Origin of the sequence: Exiguobacterium algae, from assembly GCF_018617875.1 — a bacterium.
Taxonomy (GTDB): Bacteria; Bacillota; Bacilli; order Exiguobacteriales; family Exiguobacteriaceae; genus Exiguobacterium; species Exiguobacterium algae.
In genome coordinates, this window is the sequence record NZ_JACSKZ010000001.1 from 669,896 (window position 1) to 691,353 (window position 21,458).

At 48.3% G+C, this 21,458-nt stretch carries 26 protein-coding genes; 9 read left to right on the forward strand and 17 right to left on the reverse strand.

The genetic code is table 11. The annotated features are described in order from the left end of the window. Positions 1 to 9: 9 nt before the first annotated feature. The 9 genes from ftsX to cspD form a co-directional block, all read right to left on the reverse strand. Complete coding sequence (gene ftsX / locus KNP03_RS03390; RefSeq protein ID WP_214825293.1) at positions 10 to 912, reverse strand: permease-like cell division protein FtsX; 903 nt, start codon at positions 910 to 912, stop codon at positions 10 to 12. Next, complete coding sequence (gene ftsE, locus KNP03_RS03395) at positions 902 to 1,588, reverse strand: cell division ATP-binding protein FtsE (RefSeq protein ID WP_214825295.1); 687 nt, start codon at positions 1,586 to 1,588, stop codon at positions 902 to 904. The genes ftsX and ftsE overlap by 11 nt, the downstream gene beginning before the upstream one ends. Before the next feature lie 366 nt (positions 1,589 to 1,954). Further along, positions 1,955 to 3,562: a BCCT family transporter gene (locus KNP03_RS03400; RefSeq protein WP_214825297.1), complete on the reverse strand. Its 1,608-nt coding sequence runs from the start codon at positions 3,560 to 3,562 to the stop codon at positions 1,955 to 1,957. A 107-nt stretch (positions 3,563 to 3,669) separates the two neighbouring features. Continuing rightward, on the reverse strand, positions 3,670 to 4,005 hold the full coding sequence (gene cccB, locus KNP03_RS03405) for a cytochrome c551 (RefSeq protein ID WP_214825300.1): 336 nt from the start codon (positions 4,003 to 4,005) through the stop codon (positions 3,670 to 3,672). 108 nt (positions 4,006 to 4,113) lie between these two features. Continuing rightward, a complete protein-coding gene (locus KNP03_RS03410; protein WP_214825302.1) occupies positions 4,114 to 4,971 on the reverse strand; it encodes a YitT family protein in 858 nt (285 codons plus the stop codon). 61 nt (positions 4,972 to 5,032) lie between these two features. Further along, positions 5,033 to 6,133, reverse strand: coding sequence for a peptide chain release factor 2 (gene prfB, locus KNP03_RS03415; RefSeq protein ID WP_214825304.1), 1,101 nt, complete (start codon positions 6,131 to 6,133; stop codon positions 5,033 to 5,035). Between the two features lie 54 nt (positions 6,134 to 6,187). Beyond that, on the reverse strand, positions 6,188 to 8,710 hold the full coding sequence (secA, locus tag KNP03_RS03420) for a preprotein translocase subunit SecA (RefSeq protein ID WP_214825306.1): 2,523 nt from the start codon (positions 8,708 to 8,710) through the stop codon (positions 6,188 to 6,190). A 141-nt stretch (positions 8,711 to 8,851) separates the two neighbouring features. Next, positions 8,852 to 9,415, reverse strand: coding sequence for a ribosome hibernation-promoting factor, HPF/YfiA family (gene hpf / locus KNP03_RS03425; protein ID WP_214825308.1), 564 nt, complete (start codon positions 9,413 to 9,415; stop codon positions 8,852 to 8,854). 312 nt (positions 9,416 to 9,727) lie between these two features. Beyond that, positions 9,728 to 9,925, reverse strand: coding sequence for a cold-shock protein CspD (cspD, locus tag KNP03_RS03430; protein WP_012726946.1), 198 nt, complete (start codon positions 9,923 to 9,925; stop codon positions 9,728 to 9,730). Positions 9,926 to 10,185: 260 nt separating this feature from the next. Here cspD and KNP03_RS03435 point away from each other — a divergent pair, with 260 nt between their 5' ends. From KNP03_RS03435 to KNP03_RS03475, 9 genes are all read left to right on the forward strand, one after another. After that, positions 10,186 to 10,692, forward strand: a complete 507-nt coding sequence (locus KNP03_RS03435; protein WP_240544420.1) for a competence protein ComK — start codon at positions 10,186 to 10,188, stop codon at positions 10,690 to 10,692. Between the two features lie 33 nt (positions 10,693 to 10,725). Then, positions 10,726 to 12,477: a hypothetical protein gene (locus tag KNP03_RS03440; RefSeq protein ID WP_214825310.1), complete on the forward strand. Its 1,752-nt coding sequence runs from the start codon at positions 10,726 to 10,728 to the stop codon at positions 12,475 to 12,477. Positions 12,478 to 12,486: 9 nt separating this feature from the next. Continuing rightward, on the forward strand, positions 12,487 to 12,777 hold the full coding sequence (locus KNP03_RS03445; RefSeq protein WP_214825313.1) for an EscU/YscU/HrcU family type III secretion system export apparatus switch protein: 291 nt from the start codon (positions 12,487 to 12,489) through the stop codon (positions 12,775 to 12,777). Then, complete coding sequence (locus tag KNP03_RS03450; protein ID WP_214825315.1) at positions 12,774 to 13,154, forward strand: flagellar protein FliS; 381 nt, start codon at positions 12,774 to 12,776, stop codon at positions 13,152 to 13,154. Before KNP03_RS03445 ends, KNP03_RS03450 begins: the two co-directional genes overlap by 4 nt. Beyond that, positions 13,138 to 13,962: a flagellin N-terminal helical domain-containing protein gene (locus KNP03_RS03455; RefSeq protein ID WP_214825317.1), complete on the forward strand. Its 825-nt coding sequence runs from the start codon at positions 13,138 to 13,140 to the stop codon at positions 13,960 to 13,962. Before KNP03_RS03450 ends, KNP03_RS03455 begins: the two co-directional genes overlap by 17 nt. 23 nt (positions 13,963 to 13,985) lie before the next feature. Beyond that, positions 13,986 to 14,429 (forward strand): YaaR family protein, encoded by a 444-nt coding sequence (locus KNP03_RS03460; protein ID WP_214825319.1) that lies wholly within the window; start codon positions 13,986 to 13,988, stop codon positions 14,427 to 14,429. Between the two features lie 9 nt (positions 14,430 to 14,438). Beyond that, positions 14,439 to 15,104: a DUF2225 domain-containing protein gene (locus KNP03_RS03465; RefSeq protein WP_214825321.1), complete on the forward strand. Its 666-nt coding sequence runs from the start codon at positions 14,439 to 14,441 to the stop codon at positions 15,102 to 15,104. 147 nt (positions 15,105 to 15,251) lie between these two features. Next, the gene (locus KNP03_RS03470; RefSeq protein ID WP_214825323.1) at positions 15,252 to 15,752 is read left to right on the forward strand and encodes a DUF1572 family protein; all 501 of its coding nucleotides are present in this window, start codon (positions 15,252 to 15,254) and stop codon (positions 15,750 to 15,752) included. Between the two features lies 1 nt (position 15,753). Continuing rightward, positions 15,754 to 16,302 carry a DUF998 domain-containing protein gene (locus KNP03_RS03475; protein WP_214825325.1) on the forward strand — a complete coding sequence of 183 codons (549 nt, stop codon included), beginning with the start codon at positions 15,754 to 15,756 and terminating at the stop codon, positions 16,300 to 16,302. A gap of 1 nt (position 16,303) precedes the next feature. On the opposite strand, the gene KNP03_RS03480 is transcribed toward KNP03_RS03475, so the two are convergent. The 8 genes from KNP03_RS03480 to KNP03_RS03515 form a co-directional block, all read right to left on the reverse strand. After that, positions 16,304 to 16,480: a hypothetical protein gene (locus KNP03_RS03480; protein WP_214825328.1), complete on the reverse strand. Its 177-nt coding sequence runs from the start codon at positions 16,478 to 16,480 to the stop codon at positions 16,304 to 16,306. Between the two features lie 59 nt (positions 16,481 to 16,539). Beyond that, entirely contained in the window at positions 16,540 to 17,190 is a 651-nt protein-coding gene (locus KNP03_RS03485) for a DUF4352 domain-containing protein (RefSeq protein WP_214825330.1), read from the reverse strand. A 148-nt stretch (positions 17,191 to 17,338) separates the two neighbouring features. Continuing rightward, the gene (locus KNP03_RS03490; protein WP_214825332.1) at positions 17,339 to 17,524 is read right to left on the reverse strand and encodes a hypothetical protein; all 186 of its coding nucleotides are present in this window, start codon (positions 17,522 to 17,524) and stop codon (positions 17,339 to 17,341) included. Positions 17,525 to 17,642: 118 nt separating this feature from the next. Continuing rightward, positions 17,643 to 17,996: a flagellar protein FliT gene (gene fliT, locus KNP03_RS03495; protein ID WP_214825334.1), complete on the reverse strand. Its 354-nt coding sequence runs from the start codon at positions 17,994 to 17,996 to the stop codon at positions 17,643 to 17,645. After that, positions 17,993 to 18,367: a flagellar export chaperone FliS gene (gene fliS, locus KNP03_RS03500; protein ID WP_214825336.1), complete on the reverse strand. Its 375-nt coding sequence runs from the start codon at positions 18,365 to 18,367 to the stop codon at positions 17,993 to 17,995. Before fliS ends, fliT begins: the two co-directional genes overlap by 4 nt. A gap of 12 nt (positions 18,368 to 18,379) precedes the next feature. Then, positions 18,380 to 19,858: a flagellar filament capping protein FliD gene (gene fliD, locus KNP03_RS03505; RefSeq protein ID WP_214825337.1), complete on the reverse strand. Its 1,479-nt coding sequence runs from the start codon at positions 19,856 to 19,858 to the stop codon at positions 18,380 to 18,382. Positions 19,859 to 19,870: 12 nt separating this feature from the next. After that, a complete protein-coding gene (locus KNP03_RS03510; protein WP_214825340.1) occupies positions 19,871 to 20,227 on the reverse strand; it encodes a flagellar protein FlaG in 357 nt (118 codons plus the stop codon). A gap of 188 nt (positions 20,228 to 20,415) precedes the next feature. Beyond that, the gene (locus tag KNP03_RS03515) at positions 20,416 to 21,183 is read right to left on the reverse strand and encodes a flagellin N-terminal helical domain-containing protein (RefSeq protein ID WP_214825343.1); all 768 of its coding nucleotides are present in this window, start codon (positions 21,181 to 21,183) and stop codon (positions 20,416 to 20,418) included. Positions 21,184 to 21,458 lie beyond the last annotated feature (275 nt).

A 21,458-nucleotide genomic window follows, 5' to 3' on the forward strand; every position in this document is an offset into this window, starting at 1 on the left:
ATATTTAAGTTAAATTTTCAAGAAACGACCAAGTGATGTCGTCGATCCCCAAATTCCGATGAACGCGCCAAGTGCAAGTAAAACGCCTGACACTTGCATCGTGAGCGTCGATGGATCAAGTAACTTAAATATATCACTATTCAATTGATCAAGCGATGGTTGTAAAGCACTATATGCGACGTCATATCCGAAATAGATGACGGCGATTGGAATCAATGCACCGAAGACGCCAAGGAAAAGTCCTTCGATGAAGAACGGCCAGCGAATAAAGCTGTTTTTCGCTCCGACGAGACGCATGATTTCGATCTCGCGGCGACGTGAGAAGATTGTCATCTTGATCGTGTTTGAAATCAAGAACATCGCCATCAATGTCAAACCGACGATCAATGCGAGTCCACCGATGCGGATCCCATTGAAGAAGGCAAGCATCTTATCGACATACTCTTGTCCGTATGCCACTTCATCAACATTGTCGAGCTCACTGACAGATTTTGCAACTGCCTCGAGTTCTTCCGGATCTTGCGCTTTCACGATATAGCGGGCATGCAGCGGGTTGTCTTTCTCAACCGTTCCGTATGCTTCGCCGTTCTCTCCGAGTTGTGCTTGGAACTTCTTCAACTCATTTTCTTTCGAACTGAATGTCACCGTAGAAACGCCGGGTACTTGTTCAATATTTTGTCCCAGTTCTTCTACCGAACTTTCATCCGCTTCACGTGTGATAAATACTTGAACTTCAACATCGTTTTCAACGTTATCTGTAATTTCGTTCACGTTGAACATGATGAGAGCGAACACCCCAACGAGCAACAACGTAATCGTCACGGCACTAATGGCCGCAAACGACATCCAGCCGTTTCGAAGTGTTCCTTTGAGCCCTTCACGCAAATGGCGCAAACTTGTCTTAAACATCATAGCCATATGCTCCTTTCTCTTCATCGCGTACTACTTTTCCGTTCTCAATCGCTATGACGCGATGGCGGATTTTGTCGACGATTTCACGGTTGTGTGTCGCCATGACGATTGTAGCGCCGCGGCGGTGAATCTCTTCAAACACATCCATGATTCCCCATGCCGTTTCCGGGTCAAGGTTACCGGTCGGCTCGTCGGCGATGATGAGCTTCGGCTTGTTGACGATCGCTCGTGCGATTGAAACCCGTTGTTGCTCCCCACCCGAAAGTTCATCCGGATAGTTACGCGCTTTGTTTTTCAATCCAACGAGGTTCAATACATCCATAACTTGTTTGCGCACAGAAGACGTATCGGCACCGACCACCTCAAGTGCGAAAGCGACGTTCTCATACACTGTAAGTGATGGAAGCAATTTAAAGTCCTGGAAAATGACGCCGAGCTGGCGACGAAGTTTTGGCACATGACGGTCTTTCAATTTTCCGACATCAAGGCCGTTAATTAACAATTGACCACCCGTCGGTTTTTCTTCGCGATAAATCATTTTCATGAACGTTGATTTCCCGGCGCCGGAAGGACCGACGACATAAAGGAATTCACCGTCGCGAATCTCTAGATCGAGGTCGTCCATAGCGACGACACCGTTCGGATATACTTTACTGACTTTTTGCATCGAGATCATAACGTATTCCCTACCCTTTTTCGAATTTTTTTATGCATCTATGACGAAGTTGAATAATGACATTGAATGATTTTGTTTTAGTTACTGTATATTTCGCCTAGCATCCTTTTTACAGGAAAAACACCTCAGCTGTCAAGGTCTCTTTTCTTCCCTATGCCTGACCAAAAATTCATCTAGGCTACAGGTCAAGCGACTATAATTATATCAACCCGACTTTTAAAACACCATTACAGGAGTATTTCAGTTCAATTGAGTTCAATGGGAAATTGTCACGTTGAAAGACGGCTTCATCCTTGTCTGCTCCACCTTGAAGCGGACATTCAAAAAGGCGTCCCCGAAGGAACACCTTTCACAAAATCGCCTTATTTAATCATGCGGTTTTTCTTTCAATGCATCGAACGGAGATTTTTTCCGTTTGCGATATTTAATATGAATCGTTGGTGATTCATAATCCTCAGAAGCCTTAATATCACGACTCGATACTCGGACGAACGACCAGGCCAGAAGGAACATGATGAAAATCAACGGGAACCCTCCGACAATACTCGCCGTCTGCAAAGTGTCCAAGCCCCCAAGGAACATGAGCGTGAGCGGCATGATTGCCAAAGCGAACGCCCAGAATAGACGGTTCCAAACGATTGGCTCATCTTCCACGTGCTTCTGTGTGACCGACGCCAAGATATAAGAGGACGAGTCGAATGTGGTCGCCAAGAAGATGATAGCAAGCACTGTGAATACCCCGACGACTACTTTACCAAATGGCAGCTGTCCGATGATCGCGATAATCGTCGGTGCCGGACCATTCGCTGCCATGTATCCGACGACGTCAAACGTTCCGCTCAAGTGGAGGTATAGTCCGTAGTTCCCGAGAATCCCGAAGAACAGGATACAACCGAGCGTTCCGTAAACCATCGTTCCAAAAATCATGTTTCGAATCGTCCGGCCACGTGAAATCCGGGCGACGAACAAGCCGACGAACGGTGCATATACGAGCCACCAAGCCCAATAGAAGACAGTCCATGATTCCGGGAAGCCCGTTTCCGCGAATCCGCCGAAGTTTCCGAACGGCTCCATCCATGTCGCCATGCGGAAGAAATTATCCATGACGATTCCCATTCCGTTGAATGTCGTCTCTAAAATGAATCGGGTCGGACCGAAGACGAATACGAATGACAAAATCCCGAGTGCGAGCCAGATGTTCAAGTCACTCAACACTTTGATCCCGCCTTTTAGTCCGATATAGGAACTAATCGCGAAAATGACCGTACAAATGAGCATGATGACGGCTTGCATCCCGAGTGTGACAGGTATTCCGGTCAACTCATTCACGCCTTCTGCAATCATCGGTGTACCTAGCGCGAGCGTTGTCCCTGCCCCTCCTAACAGACCGAAAATGAATAAGATATCAATGATTTTACCGACTGCACCGTCAGCCCATTTCCCGAGCACCGGCCGAACCGCCTCACTCACTTTCAAGACGGATTTCTTCCGGACATAGAAAAAGTAGGCAATCGGAAGGGCCGGTAACGTGTAGATTGCCCAGGCAATCGGCCCCCAGTGGAACATCCCGTACGCCGTCGACCATTGGATTGCTTCGGTCGACTCCGGTGTCAATCCGAACGGCGGTCCTTCATAGTAGTACACCCATTCGATGACCGACCAGTATAAGATACTGGATCCGATTCCGGCCGCGAATAACATCGCAGCCCATGAGAATGTACTAAATTCAGGTTCTTCATCTTCACGTCCTAACTTGACATGTCCATTTTTACTAAAGGCAATAAAGATCAAAAACCCGAACGCGCCAAGTCCCATCGCTAAGTACAGCATCCCGAAGTTAGACGTCATGTACTCGTTAGCGGCACTAACCCAGGCTTTCCCTGTTTCCGGGAAGAATATTAGCGGTAACGTCACCCCCAATAGCAATACAAAAGAGCCGATAAAAGTCGGCCAGTCAATCAGTTTCGTCTTCAATTCTACTCACTCCATTTCTGCATCATCTATGATTACCCTAACAATAATTCCCTCCTTTCTCCTACCCCAAACAAAAAACCACGGGGTTGACCCGTGGTTTTCATCCATTATTTTTTCTCAGCGAGCCATGCAGCAACGGCCGTGATCTCTTCATCATCCTGGATCACGTTCGCAGGCATTCCGCCTTGACCGTTTCGAATGATATTTTCAATGTCATCTGCTGACAAGCGTGAACCCACATCCGTTAAAGCGGGACCGCTCATCCCTTCAAGGTTTTGACCGTGGCAGGCTGCACAGTTTTGTGCAAACACCGCTTCTGCGTCAACTGATGCTGTGTTCGAGTCCGAATCCCCGTCACTCGATGTGTTTCCTTCGTCGCCGCCGCCACAAGCGCCAAGCGTAAGCATCGCGCCGAGACCGATGGCCATCATCCATTTTTTCATAACCACGTTCCCCTCCTAAGTTGTAGAAATAACCTACAATTACCATTATAGCCGTTCCTAATCGCTTTCTAACCTAATCTCACGAAAAGTACACAAATATTCCACAACTTACGGGACGTTAATATACCGTTTATCCGACGTGAATCCTTGTCCCATGACTTCGTGCGCTTCGCTGAAGACGAGGAAGGCATCGGGATCGATTCGGCGGATGATTTCTTTCAATCGACTCACTTCGCTTTGACGAACGACGATGAGCAGCATCGGCCGGTCGAGACGCGAGTAGGCACCGATCGCCTGAATTTCAGTCGCCCCGCGATCGAGCTCATCAAAGACCGCCCGGATGATGAAGTCACGCTTCTCGGAGATGACGTACGCCATCTTGTCCTGCGTAAAGCCAAGCTGGACGAAGTCGATCATTTTTACCGTGATGAATAACGCGATCAAGGCGTAGAGACCTGTTGTGAACGAGAATGTGAGCGCAGCGGTCAACACGACCGCCCCATCGAGGATTGCGATACATAAATAGAGCGGGATATGGGTGAACTTATGTAAGATCTGGGCGATCAAGTCCATCCCCCCGGTCGAGGCCCGTCCACGGAAAATGAGACCCAATCCGACGCCGACGCCGACCCCTCCAAAAATGGCAGCAAGCATCGGCTCGTTGACTGCCGCTCCCGCATCGATCACTTCATAAAAAAGAATAACGCCCGGAAGGAAAATCGAACCGACGAGCGATTTGACACCAAAGCCGAGACCGAGAATGACCCAGCCGATGATCAGCAACAGGACGTTAGCCACGAGTTGGAACACCCCCGGGGAGATCCCGAACAGTTCATACGTGATGACCGAGATCCCGCTCACCCCACCTGAAGCCAAATTATTCGGAAGGAGGAACAAACTGAACGCCGAGGCGACAAAAATCGAACCGGTCAACAAATAAAGATAGTCTTTGACGATTTGCTTCATTAAAGAAATTCCCCTTTACACACAACGTGGCTCAAGGACATCCGCCCTTGAGCCACTTGCGTCACATATTTGTTTTGCGTAGGTAGGCATCGATGAACGGCATGACATCGCCATCCATGACACCGCTTGTGTTTCCGACTTCATAGTTCGTCCGGTGGTCTTTGACCATCGAATACGGGTGGAAGACGTATGAACGGATTTGGCTACCCCAACCGATGTCTGTCTTCTCCCCACGAATCTCGTCGAGCTTCCGTTGTTGCTCATCGAGTTCACGTTGATAAAGCTTCGCTTTCAACATCTTCATCGCGGACTCACGGTTCTTGATCTGCGAACGCTCGGTCTGACACGAGACAACGACGCCAGTCGGCACGTGCGTGATCCGAACGGCCGAATCGGTCGTGTTAATGTGCTGACCGCCGGCACCTGACGCGCGATACGTATCGATGCGAAGATCTTCTGTCCGCACTTCGATCTCGATGTCGTCATCGAATTCCGGCATGACGTCACATGATACGAACGACGTATGACGACGGCCTGACGAGTCAAACGGCGAGATTCGAACGAGACGGTGAATCCCTTTCTCCGCTTTTAAGTAGCCGTAAGCATTGTGTCCGACGATACGGAGTGTGACCGACTTGACGCCCGCCTCTTCACCTGGAAGATAATCGACCGTCTCGACTTTCCATCCTTGCTTGTCCGCAAAGCGTTGATACATCCGAAGAAGCATCGATGCCCAGTCCTGCGACTCGGTACCGCCTGCACCCGGGTGGAGCTCAAGGATCGCATTGTTTGCATCGTACGGTCCGTTCAAGAGGATCTCGAGTTCGAATTCGTCAAACTCTCCTTTAAGCGCTTTGATCGTCTCTGCGAGTTCTTCCTGCATCTCAGCGTCCGGCTCTTCTTTGATGAGCTCAAGCGTCACTTCACCGTCTTCGTGCTTGTTCGCAAGGTCCTGATATTTGTCGACCATCGCTTTGAGTCCATTCGATTCATCGATGACTTTTTGCGCTTTTTCCTGGTTGTCCCAAAAATCAGGGTACGTCATCTCATTCTCGAGCTCGGCGATCCGAGCCTGCTTCTCCGTCAAGTTGAGGGAAGCCTTATAGTTTTCGAGGCGTTTAGCCATCGCCTCGAGTTCGTTCCGAATATCTGAAATTTCCATAGTGTGATTCACCTTTCCGTAGGAAAGAGGCGAGCGGACCCGCCTCTTTAAAAATCAAGCCTGTTGTTTACCGTGACAGTTTTTATATTTCTTGCCTGAACCGCACCAGCATGGGTCGTTTCGCCCGATGCTCTCTTCTTTCGAACGACGGACCGGTTTCTTCTTGACCGGTGCTTCGTCTTTACCGGAGACTGCGACTTCCTCCTCGACGACTTTCTCACGACGGAGATTGTCACCGACTTCGGCACGAAGGACAAAGCCTGTCACTTCTTCCGCAATCGCCGCGTTCATCGCATCGAACATGTTGATCCCTTCCGCTTGATATTCACGGAGCGGGTCATTTTGTCCATATGCACGAAGATGGATTCCTTGGCGTAGTTGATCCATGTGGTCAATATGAGCCATCCAGTGAGAGTCAACGGCACGGAGAACGATGATTTTCTCGAACTCATTGAAGCGTTCAGGCGGTGCGATTTGACGCTTCGCCTCGTACTGTTCCGTTGTACGCTCCATGAGGAGTTCGATGATTTCTTCCCGTTCTTTCCCGTAGAAGTCTTTTCCTTCAACCGGCTTTTCGAGTGCGAGCGTCTGGTTCGACCAGTGCGCAAGCTCATCGATGTTCCACTCTTCCGGAACGAGTTCAATCGGCGTATATTGACCGACACCGAGTTCGACCGTCTGGGCAATCATCGAACGAACGATGTCTGAAACAGAATCGTTCTCGAGGATGCTCGCCCGGTCTTTATACATGACTTTCCGTTGGTCAGCCATGACGTTATCGTACCCGAGAAGTTGTTTCCGGGCATCATAGTTGTTTCCTTCAACCCGTTTTTGAGCCGATTCGACCGCTTTCGATACCATACGGCTCTCAATCGGTTGCGTGTCATCCATCCCGAGGCGCTCCATCATGTTTTGGAGACTGTCTGTTCCGAAGCGACGCATCAACTCATCTTCGAGTGACAAGTAGAACTGGGATTTACCCGGGTCCCCTTGACGACCTGAACGACCGCGGAGCTGGTTATCAATCCGGCGTGACTCATGTCGTTCTGTCCCGATGATATAAAGACCTCCGAGTTCGATGACGCCTTCACCGAGCTTGATGTCGGTACCACGACCAGCCATGTTCGTCGCGATTGTGACCGATCCTTTTTGACCGGCATTTTCAACGATTTCAGCCTCACGTGCGTGGTTTTTCGCATTCAAGACGTCGTGACGAATCTTTTTCTTCGTCAAGAGCTTACTCAAGTATTCTGACGTTTCAACCGCGACCGTACCGACGAGTACCGGTTGCCCTGTCGCATGAACCGCAGCAATCTCCTCGACGACGGCTTTGAACTTCCCTTCCATCGACTTGAAGATCAAGTCAGAACGGTCTTCACGAAGAATTGGCTTGTTCGTCGGGATCGTCACGACTTGCATGTTGTAAATGTTACGGAATTCTTCTTCCTCCGTCTTCGCCGTACCCGTCATCCCGGCAAGTTTTTCATACATCCGGAAATAGTTCTGGTACGTGATGGTTGCGAGGGTCATCGATTCACGTTGAATCTCGACGCCTTCTTTTGCTTCAATCGCCTGGTGCAACCCTTCAGAATAACGGCGTCCGTCCATGACACGTCCCGTGAACTGGTCAATGATCATGACCTGTCCATCGCGGACCATATAGTCGATATCGTGATGCATGACCGCATTCGCACGGAGCGCGAGTCCGACGTGGTGGTTGACCGCGACGTGTTCGATGGCAAATAAGTTGTCGATGCCAAAGAATTTCTCCGCGAGGTCGACCCCTTTATCCGTCAACAGGACAGATTTCGTCTTCACGTCGACTGTATAATCTTCCTCTTCTTTCAATGTCCGCACGAAAGCATCCGCACGAGTGTAGAGTTCCGTCGATTTTTGAGCAGATCCTGAGATAATGAGCGGAGTCCGCGCTTCATCGACGAGGATTGAGTCGACTTCATCGACGATCGTGAAGTAAAGCTCACGCTGTACACGGTCTTCTTTATACAACACCATGTTGTCACGGAGGTAGTCGAAACCGAGTTCGTTGTTTGTCGAATACGTGATATCACAGTTGTAGGCTGCCTGTTTCTCGACACGGTCCATGTTCGAGACGTTGAGTCCGACTGAAAGACCAAGCGCGAAGTAAAGCGGCTCCATGAGTTCTTTGTCTCGTTTCGCCAAATATTCGTTGACCGTTACGACATGTACGCCACGGCCAGTGAGTGCGTTCAAATAAACTGGAAGCGTCGCAACAAGTGTTTTCCCTTCACCGGTCTTCATTTCCGCGATGTCACCGTTATGAAGGACATAGCCCCCGATCAACTGTACGCGATAATGACGCATGCCAAGCACGCGTTCCGATGCTTCACGGCAGACCGCAAACGCTTCCGGCAGGATATCGTCGAGTGTCTCACCTTTGGCGAGACGTTCCCGGAACTCTTCAGTTTTCGCTTGAAGTTGTTCATCCGTTAACGCCTTGATCGGTTCGGCGAACGACTCGACCAGGTCGGCCGCTTTCTCTGCTTTTTTCAACATTCGTTTCTGTGGAGCAAATAACTCTTTCAAAAAGTTCGCCATACTCATATCTCCTCTGCACTTACTAAAAAATGCATGTTTTTTCCCTAATGTACAGTTTAACCGAAGTGATGCCTCCTTTCAAGGAAAGGCACAACGAAACGACCCTCCGGAAGCCGGAGGGCCGTATAAGTTCAAATTCAATTATTCTGGTTCGATCAAGCCGTACTTACCGTCTTTCCGACGATAGACGACGTTCGTGTTTCCCGTCTCTGCATCAGAGAAGACGAAGAAGCTGTGACCGAGCATGTCCATTTGAAGGATCGCCTCTTCTGTGTCCATCGGTTTGAGCGTGAATCGCTTCGTCCGGACGAGTTCGAGTTCTGCCTCGTCCTCATCGTAGACAACCGGTTCGTCTTCAGGTCCTTCAAGTGACTTGAAGTACTCACCGACGCCACCTTCTTTTCCGCGACCTTTACGGTTGAGCTTCGTTTTGTGTTTACGAATCTGACGTTCCAATTTATCGATGACGAGGTCGATTGCCGCATACATGTCAAGGTTGATGTCCTCGGCACGAAGCAACAAGTTCGGCATCGGGATCGTCACTTCTACTTTTTGCTTTTCATTATACACTTTCAAGTTGACGTAAGCCGTCTGTGCATCCGTAGGAGTTGTGAAATACCGAGTCAACTTCTCCAGCTTTTTCTCGACATAGTCTTTGATTGCTGGTGTGACTTCAATGTTTTCGCCGCGAATGTTATAAATCATCTGAACTCCTCCTTAAAATAACCGCTTGAACCAATGATTCGTCATATTGAACGGAATCTCCTGCTTCATTTCGAAAAGAAAGTGGAACCAGGTGGCTCACTATTAGTATACCCTGATTTCGCCGTAAATGAAAACGTTATCATCAGAAAATAATGACAATTTTGTTCCGAATCCTGCGTTCCCTTTTCCGACGGAAGGTATAAAAGAAGATTACCCAATCTCTTTATTTTTAAACTCAAAATTTTTGCTTTTTTATTATTCGAACAAAATAAAAAAGCCAGCCCCCGAGGGAGCTGGCTTACAGGTTTGAAATTATAATTTTACAACGTTAGCCGCTTGTGGGCCACGCTCGCCATCAACGATTTCAAACTCTACGTCTTGACCTTCGTCAAGTGATTTGTAGCCTTCAGATTGGATTGCTGAGAAGTGTACGAACACGTCTTTGCCGCCTTCAACTTCGATGAATCCAAAACCTTTTTCTGAGTTAAACCATTTTACTTTACCTACCATGTGTAAATCCATTCCTTTCACCATTGGAGAATACAGAGGTTTACCCTCTATCGGTAATTTTACCACCTTCTTGTAAGCGTGACAAATACTTTCTCAATTTTTTGTAAACGTTTTGTTATTTGGTTTTCATTGGAATTATTTTTCCCTCTTTTTCATATAGCGTTATTGAATTTACATTTTTTGTGATATATCATATAGAGGATGATTTAGGTTTGTGCCACAGAACAATTAGCCGATCCTGAAAATCCAATACGAGGAGGATGGTGCAGCGTATGCGCTCCTACTATTCCGAGGAAAAATACCGCATCACAAAGCGAACCGTGGCGATACTCCCTTGTTTCGACCTCATTATGCAGTCACGGATCATTCTCGAGGATGGCACCGAAATTTCGACCCCGCTCCGACCGTACCAGTTGCTGCAGCTTTCTTGCCGACAGTACAACAGCTCGATCGAGGAACGAATCTTCGTCGCCAAACGCGTCGCCGGCGTAAAAGGAAAAGTTCCCGTCGTCATCGAACCGACGTCCGGACTTGTCTTCTTCCCGACAAAATCTCCGAAGCGAGACGATTGTGAATGGTACGCCTGGTCCCACGTTCGAGATATCTCAACCGTTGAAGGAGTACCGACTGGAACGATCCTCACAAAAGATGGTCGAGAAATCCCGACAAATGCGACGCCATATGTCCTCAGAAACCAATTGAAAGCGACAGGCGAACTTGTCGCCAGGTTCCAACAACTGAACATGAGCCCCGTGCTCGAATCCTGATCAGCCTTCCGTCAAAAGACGGGAGGTTTTTTCATGCGTAACACTTCATTTTTTCAAAAAGAGGTCGATATAGTATTCGAGGTGACAACTATGCAAATCCAAGCCCAGACGACCGCAATCAGCTCGGTCTTGCCCGGTATCCAGACAAACCGTACTTATAAGGCTGAGATGGTCAAACAAACCGGTCCCGACTCAGCTATCGTAAAAATCAACGGGGAAGAAGTCGAGCTGACGTTTAAAGACGGGCTCCCGAAGACGAACCCATTCCAAGTGACACTCGCCGAGCAGGACGGAGTCTTGATTGCAACGGTCGTCCCACCGAAAGAGGAAACCGTCGAGCAATCAACCACGACATCCACCAGCAAACTCGACGCCAAAATTCAGACACTGTTATCCGGTCTTCCACCGGAAGTGCGAAGTGCTGTGAGCCGTCTTCTCCAATCAGGGAGATTGCCGATGAACGAGGATACGATCCGCTTGCTCGAGTCCGCTTTCAAAGGGGACATGCGTGACGTCATGCTGCATTTGAAGACGCTTGATACACCGACCGTGCCACGTGACATGGCTCGAGAAATCGCTGTCTTGTCATTGAGTGAGGCGAAGCAACATATAACGCCCCCACCGGTGGAGGCACCCTATCCACAAAAGGAGCGCTACATTGAACTCGTCAACCTCTCCCGACCGGTAAGCGAGCGTGTGACACCGACTCCTGAAACGGCGAATCGCCTCATTCAGGAATTTTCCGTTCCAATGAACCGTCCCGAACCGCGTGAACTCCCACAATTACCTGCATCCGGGGGACGTCAGGTCATGGTGAAAGAAGTGACGAACCATCTTGCTACCGTGACGAACACTTTCCGGAACGAACAGGTGACATTGACAAAACAGCTTGGACAAGTCGCCTCTTTGGTCGAGTCCAATCCCCACGCGGCACGACCGGCTCTCGAAACCGTGTCAACACGACTTTCACAACTCGTACAAAAGACAGAGGCGCTCCTGCATACAGATGCTGTCCAAGAAAAACAGCTCGTCGCCATGACGGCAAAGCTCGATGTCGCGTTGTCGCTTTTGTCTTCACAACCTGCTGAGAGTGCGAAAATCGTCAAAGAAGTCCGGTCCGCCTTAAATGATTTCCGTTACGCACCAAATCAGGTTCGACTGGAATATATTCCGACTGGTGCGACACGCGCCGGCGAGATGCCTGCCATCATGCCACTGAAGCTCGACTCGACATTATCGGGACGGATCGTTCAAGAGACGGCACAGCGTGTTCAGGCACAAGCGCAAGCATCAAATGCACAGGCTTCCGCACTGTCTGTACGAAGTGATACAACGAACCCGGAAGCACAGCGGCTCGCCTCGTTTTTACAGGTTCAACAAACACTCAACCGGCTCGATGGTGGACAGCTCCATCAACTTCTGTTCGCCCTTCCGGCGAAAGTACAGGAAGTCGATACCGGGATTCACGTCCACATTCAGAATAAGGAATCGGGAGACGTCGTCGACTGGGAAAACAGCGTCCTTTATATCCGCCTCGAAACACCAAGGCTTGGTGAAATCGGGGTCAAACTCGAAGCGAAAGACCGCAACTTGCGACTCACGCTCGAACATGATGATGTAACGGTCGAGCGGCTCGCACGCCCTCTTCTTGGAAAAATCGAGGAGACGCTTACGGCGGTCGGATATAAAAGTGTGACGACGCAATTTAAACCCCTTACGAAAGCTGAAAAAGTCGTAGAGGAACCGAAAGTCGCACCGACAACCGGCTACGACTTCAGAGTGTAGGAGGACAATATGTATCAACGCATGGATTTAACGAAGCGAAAGACGGCCGCGGTTGTACGCTATGATGAAACGACGGACAAAGCGCCCGTCGTTGTCGCACGCGGTACAGGGGCCCTCGCCGATAAAATTTTAGACGAGGCGCGCGCACGCGGAGTTGCCGTCGAGCATGACCATTCCTTACTCGGTCATCTTCTCGACCTTGACCTCGGGGACGCCATCCCCCCACAGCTTTACGATGTGATGGCAGAAGTGTTGTTGTTGATTGAAGAATTGGATTCGATTAAAGGAGACGAAGGATGAACCCGACCCGCTTATATGAAATGACTTCAGAAGAATTAACGCAAGCGATGTTGCATGCGCTCGTATATCATTATGAGAACGCAAAAAACACAACCATCGCCGAGCGAAACCGCCACTTGCGTCAAGCTCGTGAATTGCTTGCGAAGCTCCATCAAGGACTGCACGACGGGGGCGGCATCATCTCGGCACAGCTTGATGAAATTTACCTGTACATGGCAAACGCCAGCGTAGAGGCGATCATTGACCAGGACTTAAGTAAAATCTCTGAACTCCACACGCTCGCTCATGAGCTGGACCAAACATGGAGCGAGGCAATGGATCGAGCAAAAAAACAACCCGTAACGACTGGAGGGAACGGTTATGAAAATTACCAATAACGTTCAGGCATTAAAAGCGTATACGTCTTTGTCACTCAATCAGGCGACGATGAAGAAGACGATGGACCGTTTATCGAGCGGTGTTCGCATCAACAAAGCTTCGGATGATGCGGCTGGACTTGCGATTTCCGAGAAGATGCGGATGCGGCTGGACTCCCTCTCGATGGCAGAACGCAATACGCTTGACGGGATCTCGCTCACACAAACGCTTGAGGGCGGGATGAACGAGACGCACGCGTTGCTTCAACGGATGCGCGAATTGTCAGTTCAAGCATCAAATGAATTATTGAACACCGAGGATTCAAAGGCGATCCAAGAAGAGATTTCTTCATTACGTGAAGAAGTGACACGAATCGCAGAGACGACGGAGTTTAACTCGAAAAAGATTATGAACGGGGACTACATGCAAGGTGCAAACTCCCTCTTCTTCCAAATCGGTGCCGGAAAAGATGAGGCGGTCATTTTAAACGTCGAAGACATGCGCTCTACTGCTCTCGGTATTGACGGCGTCGATGTGACGACAATGGGTGGTGCGATGGCTGCAATTGATCAAATTGATGAAGCCATCAACAAAGTTTCACTCGAACGCTCGAAGCTCGGTGCCATCCAAAACCGACTCGAGGCGAGCTACAACGTGGTCACGGTCAGCTCAGAAAATTTGACAGCTTCCGAATCCCGAATCCGCGACGCGGACATGGCTCGTGAGATGATGGACTTTGCCCGTCTCAACATTTTGAATCAATCCGGGATGGCGATGATTGCCCAGTCTAACGCTTTACCGCAAGGCGTGTTACAATTATTGAACTAATCTAAGGAAAGGACGGTTGCCACATGGACATTCGTCGCATCATGGAGACACAATCGCTACTCGGGGCCAGCAAAGCAAAACGCCCTGAGACCGAACCTGGCATCTCATTTCAAAACGTCATCGGACAAAAGCGGGAGGACCGTGAGCACGAACGCTTCCAACGGCAAATCGCCGCGATTCACGAACAAGGTGAGCTACTAGCCGAAAGCCAAACGGTCGAGTCGCTCGCCGAATACAAACAGATGATCAAAGACTTTATGAAGGACGCCGTGGACGCCGCATTGCGGCTCGAAGACAAACGGGGTTTCAATCGTCGAGGTCGGGCGAAAATCTATAAGATTGTTGAGCAGGTTGACCAAAAACTGCTCGCGCTGACGGACCAGGTCATCTCAGGAGAAGCTTCGCGCTTGTCCTTGCTCGATCAAGTCGGGGAGATCCGTGGACTCCTCGTTAACGTATACGTGTGAGGTGAAGGTATGGCAGAACATATATTTTCGAAGAAAGTGAAATGCCCGTATTGCTTGAAAGAAAGTAAGACACCACGCGTCTTGTCACGGCACATCCGTCCTCGAGAAGTTGAGAAAGACGGTTATACGACGTATGACGGACCGAATCCATATTTATACGAACCAACCGTGTGTGACCATTGTCATCTCGTTTTCCATGACTCATTCGACAAAGTCCGGAAACATAACCGCGAGGCACTTGAGACACACTACTTTGAACTAGTGAACGCTGACGTGCTGAAAGGGGACCGGACTCCTGAGCACGTCATTCTGCTTTATAAATTTGCGGTCATGACCGCTCAATTGAGTGGACAAAAGCCTTCTGTGGTCGCGATGCTCGGAATGCGACTCGTTTGGATGCACCGCTTAATTGGCGACAAACGTGCAGAAAGAGAATGGATGAAGCGAACGCTCGATAAATACAATGAGGTGCAAGAAGGATATACCGACCCGGTCAGAACCGGACTTCCTTATGACCAACTCATGCTGAGAATTGCAGATCTGTCTGCCGCACTCGGTTTTTATGAAGACGCAAGACGCTGGTACGGTATTCTGTTGAGTACAAAAGAAGTATCAGAACGCATTCGTAACCAGGCGCGGAGTCATTGGGAAGATTTTAGACTGGAACATACATAAACATCGGCGTGGAGCACTTGCTCCACGTTTTTTTACGCAACAAGACACGCTCACCCGCTCTCTGACAAATAACGAAAATGCTGTTCGCGTATTCAGCTTTCGGGTATAGAGGAATGATTACAGAAATCTTTTATAGGAGGCTATACGATGTTTGAAACCCAGTATCTCAACACGGTCCGTGCTACATTCAAGAGTCAAAAACAACTCGCCGAGCGGGCCCTCGTTCAAGTCAACGATGAAGACCTGCATCGCACGCTCGCACCGGACACACTGTCCCTCGCCCTGATTATTCAGCATATGGCGAACAACATGAAGTCACGCTGGACTGATTTTTTGACGACAGATGGAGAAAAACCGGACCGGAACCGGGATGCAGAATTTGAAGACCAGCATTTGTCTCGGGATGAGTTGATGACCGTCTGGGAGGAACGGTGGCAGCTGTTGGATAATGTGTTGGCCGCCCTCTCCCCTGAAGATCTAGGGAAAGAGGTCCTCATTCGTGGCGAATCACATGGCGTAATCGATGCAATCGAACGTCAAGTGTCGCATTACGGCTATCATGTCGGACAAATCGTCTACTTATCAAAGCTATTTGCCGGGAACGAATGGGATGTCTTAACGATCCCACTTCCCCATCAACGTAAATAACATGCGACGTCTCGCCTTCCTCACGTTTCTGATTGTCTCTACGGTACTCCCTTTCTTCAGCTTTGAGGGTTACTCATTCCTCCGTCATACAACGAGTCACCTGGGAGCTCAGGGCTCTCCACACTCCTGGGTGATGAACAGCACGTTCTTTTTGCTCGGCGCGACAGCAGGATACGCGGCTTGGAAAACGAACGTCTGGTATCATCGTGTGCTTGGCGGATTATTTGGTCTTAGCCTGATCTTAACCGGGGTCTTTCACCACGCACCCCTCGTCGATGGGGTAGAGACGGTTGCGTGGCAAGATACATGGCACTCTGTATTCGCGACAGCAACGGGATTTCTGTTCACCTTACTAACGGCAGGACATGGGTTCATGACTCAAGGCGCACAGCGAATCATCGCCTTTGTACTTGCCGGTGTCGCCATCATCATCCCGATTGGCATGTTTGCCATACCCGAAGTCATGGGCATACTCCAACGCGTCATGTTCATCAGTGCGTTTTGGTGGTTGTTCTTTTATATGAAAGTGCCGAATCACTACCAAAGATGATTTATTTTTTCGAATTGGCAAGATCGATTATTCTTTCTTCCAATGATCCGTCAAAAGGAAATTGCTGATCTCGAATCCTTGTCATCACCTTATCGACTGCTTCTTCTACATGTGAAATGATTTGTTCTGAATAATGATAACGGATGCGATTACTTTCAAATTCTTCTTCATCTACCATCCTTCATGCATTCGGATAATGAGAAAACGTGCCGAAACCATCGTTCGGCACGTTTCTAGTTACTTGGTTACGTCCACCTTATATTCGTATCGATCATTCGCCAACTGATTGTAATTTTCATCAAATGGACCATCGACGACTACCTTTAATTCTGTCAACTCTTCCGGTTGTGCTTTCACGAAGAACAAGACGTTCCCTTCTTTTTTCACTTTCCCAAGAAACTCTCCCCCGACATCATCCGAAAACCAAAGATCCGGAGTTACTTGCTCTCCTGTATTGGTAACGAGTGTTGCCTGATTAGGATGGAAACTGACTGTGTCATCCACCGTATTTTCGGCAATCATATTTAGAGCGATAACCGTCACTTCTTCTTCCCCTTCAAACATATCCTGATACTCTTGTGAAACTGCCAGACGGGATGTTTGAACTTGATTGATCGTAAATTGAACAGACCCCATCGTTTCAGTGATGGCAAGTTCTTTGTCTTTCATATGAATCTTATTGACGCCAAGCTCACTTTCATAAGTTTCCGTCTCTTCTGCCCCTGAGTCTTCAACTGATGATGTCCCTGTCTCTGTCTCTGTCTCTGCGTCTGTCTCTACAACTTCCTCAGAATCCGTCACGGTTGTCTTCAATTCTTCTCCGTCTCCACATCCGACCAGTAACACGAACGGTACCGTCATCATAAAGCCAAATCGTTTCATATTCATCTTCATCTCTCCCTTTTGAATTTAAAAGTGGTGGTTGATAGGATGAATATAACGAATTGACAACGTTTAGCGTGGGAAGAAAAAGTACACGGTCCCTCCCCTATAAAAATAAAAGTCAAGGTCCATAAATGAACCTTGACTTGACCATCTATCCTCTTGACTTCAGCTCTTCTTCTTCATATGGGTCGGGACCGTCCTCAAGTGGTGCGTCATCCTCAGTATACGCCTCGAGTTTCGGATCACGCTCCACATACTCATCGTACGCTCCCTCTGGACCGTAGACGAAGTAACGGCGTTTTCGCGACGATACGGGTTTTACCTCTTTCTCACGCATCTCGTTTCCCTCCTCTTTCCAGAAAAGAAGCAACGGCTACAGTGATGTTTACCCGATTATAGCGGAAAACAGTCTTATTTGCATCTAGACAAAAAGAGTCTGGAAAAATCCCAGACTCTCATGTTTGTTGGTCAAACAATCCCGCAAAATTCGATTCGACATCCTCATACGGATCGACATACGATTTGACCGTCTTCCGTTCTTGTCGTGCTGTCCCGAGCGTCATCCCGAGGCGTTGATGTTCCGCCTCAATCAAACGGGCAATCTTTTGACTATCGTCAACCAGTTGTCGGATAACGCCTTGGTCCGCCTTTTCTAAATCAGGCCCGTGCGCAGATAACAGTTGGTCCCGATCGTCCAACAGTTCATGGATTTGCCCCATCCATTGGTCATATGTCGGCTCCTCCGGCACTTTCGCAAGTAACTCTTTTAACCGCTGCGTTTTAAGGATGATTTCATCAATCGGTCTCATGACTCTTTCGCGAGTTTCATCGCTTCCTTCCATGTGTCACGAAGTTCTGTCGTGAAATCAAGCACCTCGTCAAGGATTGTCATGTCATTTTTGACATTCGCATCTACTAATCGACGAAGTAAGTAATCATAGAGCGAATCCAGGTTCGCTGAGATGGCGATGTTTTTATTGAGTGTCAAACGAAGCTCTTGAAAAATCGCTTGTGTCTTTTGGATGTTGACGTTTTTCAAATCCGGATTTCCTTGACTAATCGCAAGCTTAGCAAGTCGTGTGAACTTGAGTGCTCCATCATAGAGCATGAGCGTGAGTTCCTGTGGATTCGCAGTTGTGACTGCATTTGTTTGATATGCCGCGTACGGATTGGCTACCATGTGTACTCCTCCTTACATTCCACCAGCCATGAATTGCTGGAGATACCCTGCCTGCGCGTTTGCTTGGTTCATTGCTTTTTCCATCGCAGCAAAGCGACGGTAGTAAGCATTTTCTTTATCAATGAGTTGTCGATTCATTCGATCGATACGCGTATCGAGTGAGCTAAGCTCTCTACCTAGTGAATAGGCATTGAGCGTTCGTCCACTGGATCCAGCGACACTTGTAATATTGGTCCGGACATCACCCGCGATGTCCCGGATTTTTGGTAGAAGACCATTGGTGGCATCCGTGAATAGCTTATAGACCGCTTCAGGATCGTCCTCGATTGCCGTTTTCAATTTCGTCTCATCGATTTCGATTCTACCGCCTGCCCGGAAGTCTTTTCCTGTCGACAATCCAATTTGATACAATTGGTTCGGTCCAGAAGTTGTGACGTCGGTTGACGACCATGCCGTGCGAAGCTGGTCTGTACCCGAACGGAGCATGAAGTCTCCGCGTAACAAACCACTCATCGCCCGCTCTTCCCATTTTTTAATCTCATCCTCGCTCATCTCGTCCCGTTGAGCGTCGGTTAACGGTTGAAAGTCACGATACTGTTCTTCACTGTACTTCGAATTCATAAGATCCATTGTTTCATTGTATTGCGTGACGAACGATTTAATTTTATCAAAAACTGCCTGTGTATCGGTCTTCGTCGAAATCGTGACAGGACCTTCAGCAGCCGTAAAGGCCTTGTTCAACGTAAATGTGACATTATCAATCGTCACACTGTTACTTGGTCTTGAGAGAGCTAATCCGTTGACCGTGAATTGAGCGTCTGTTCCGGTCACATCGTTTGTAATTTTAAACGCCGAAACGAAGTTTGCGTCGTTAAACGAAATCGTCGCGTCTGCACCGGTTTGTCTTGACGTAAGTGACAGTTTTCCCGTCGCATCATCAAAGAACGCAGACACTCCTGTCGTTTTCGCGTTCACTGCCGTCAAAAAGTCTTCGACTGTCGCATCGATACTTAGTCCGAGAGAAACAGCAGAACCACTGACGCTAGACTTGACCGTCATGGCGGTCGGGTCCGTGACACCCGTTAAATCTGTGAGCTTTGTCGCCTTTGTGATGGCAGCACCATTCTTATCAACAAGATTCGTTGCCGAGTTGCTATACGTAGATGCCACTTTTGCCAATGAATCGACAGATGTAATTTGTAAAGACGAAGTCCCGCTGGCCGGTTTCGCCGTGACCGCAACCCGTCCTGCATCGGACGACGTAGCCGTTCTTGCATAAAAGTTGCTACTCAATGATAAGTCGACGGCTGTGTTCCGTAAATTGAAAAGAGATAGGTTCACTTCTCGATAGGCGTCGATTTTCCACGTCGTCAGTTGTTTTTTCTGACCGAGTTTGTCAACCGGGATCCGTTCCACTGTCATCAGCTGTTTTATGATGGAATCCGTGTCAATCCCACTCGCCATACCCCCGAATCGGATAGGTGTCGTCATAGGTCTCCTCCTTTATACTCGTTCATCAAACAATCGATTGAACTCCATGAACGCCGCAAAGAAATCTAACGACTTTTTGCTCGGGATTTCCCGAATCACTTCATCATTCATATCTACGATCTGTACATAATAATCATTTAACTTTTCATGCTTCAAAAATTTTAAACCAGTATGTTGTTGTTCTAGCACTTGGTTTGCCTTTTCGATTGCCACTTCCAACTTCGTGACGTGTTGAGGTGTAGGTAGAATGACTACCCCTTCGTCTGCAAGACGATTCTGATTCGCTTCGACGAACACGTTTTTGGTTTGTTCAAATGGCAATACAGAAGGAGGCAGGTGAAGTCGGATTTCAGAAATACTCGAGTTCATCATTCTCTACTCCTCATCATTAGGTTCTCGTATACTATATCGACACAGATGCAGCGAGTTTATAGTGATTCCTGCAAAGTAAAATCATTCAGAAAACAAAATTCTTCTTTTGACTCATATAAAACTAAAAAAATCCACGAGACGAAGAGTCTCGTGGACGGGGTCATGCGTCGTTTGATCCGAAAGGATTAACGGAGCAATTGAAGAACAGCTTGCGGCTGTTGGTTCGCTTGAGCCAACATTGCTTGTGAAGCTTGGTTGAGGATGTTGTTCTTCGTGAAGTTCATCATTTCTTTCGCCATGTCAACGTCACGGATACGTGATTCCGCAGCTTGAAGGTTCTCAGCAGTAACGTTCAAGTTGTTGATCTTGTGCTCGAGGCGGTTTTGTTGCGAACCGAGTGTCGAACGTGACGTGTTGACTGTGTTGATCGCTGTTTCGATGTTTGCCGTTGTAGATGCTGCAGTTAAAGTAAGTGCGGCTTGAGCAACACCGACTGCGAATACGTCTGTGTCATCGTCACTGACGACTACGTTGATTGTACCAGCGAAGACTGCTGTTCCGTTGAACTCAGTGTCTGTGATGATTTTGTCTGCTTCTGCACCGATTTCAGTCATTTCAAGGTTAAGGTTCGTTACGTCGTCTGCGTTGTATGTGCCGTTTGCTTTTTGAACTGAGAGTTCTTTCATACGTGTCAAGATCGCGCTGACTTCGTTCAATGCACCTTCAGCTGTTTGGATGAATGAGATTCCGTCCTGTGCGTTACGTGATGCTTGATCGAGACCGCGGATTTGGCCACGCATTTTTTCAGAGATCGAGAGACCTGCAGCATCGTCACCAGCACGGTTGATGCGGAGACCTGAAGACAATTTCTCCATCGCTTTACCAGCGTTTGTCGTGTTGAATGCCATGTTGCGGTGTGCGTTCATTGCGTTAAGGTTGTGGTTGATAATCATTGTAAGTTCCCTCCATAGGTTTGAGTTTTTTCTGCTCTTCCAAATCCATTTGTCCGAGCATGTAAGGTTTAGGCCGGCCCCTCACCTTACATTTGTTGGAACGGTTTAGCGTTTCCATACTCTATATCGGTTCAAGCGCACAACTGTTTAATACTTTTTTATCTTTTTCATTTCAGCTTTAAAAATCATATGAAGCATTTAGAAAATCCAGCGATTTTTCTTCTTTCGCCTCGCCAATTCCCATAAAAAAATCCACGAGACAAAGAGTCTCGTGG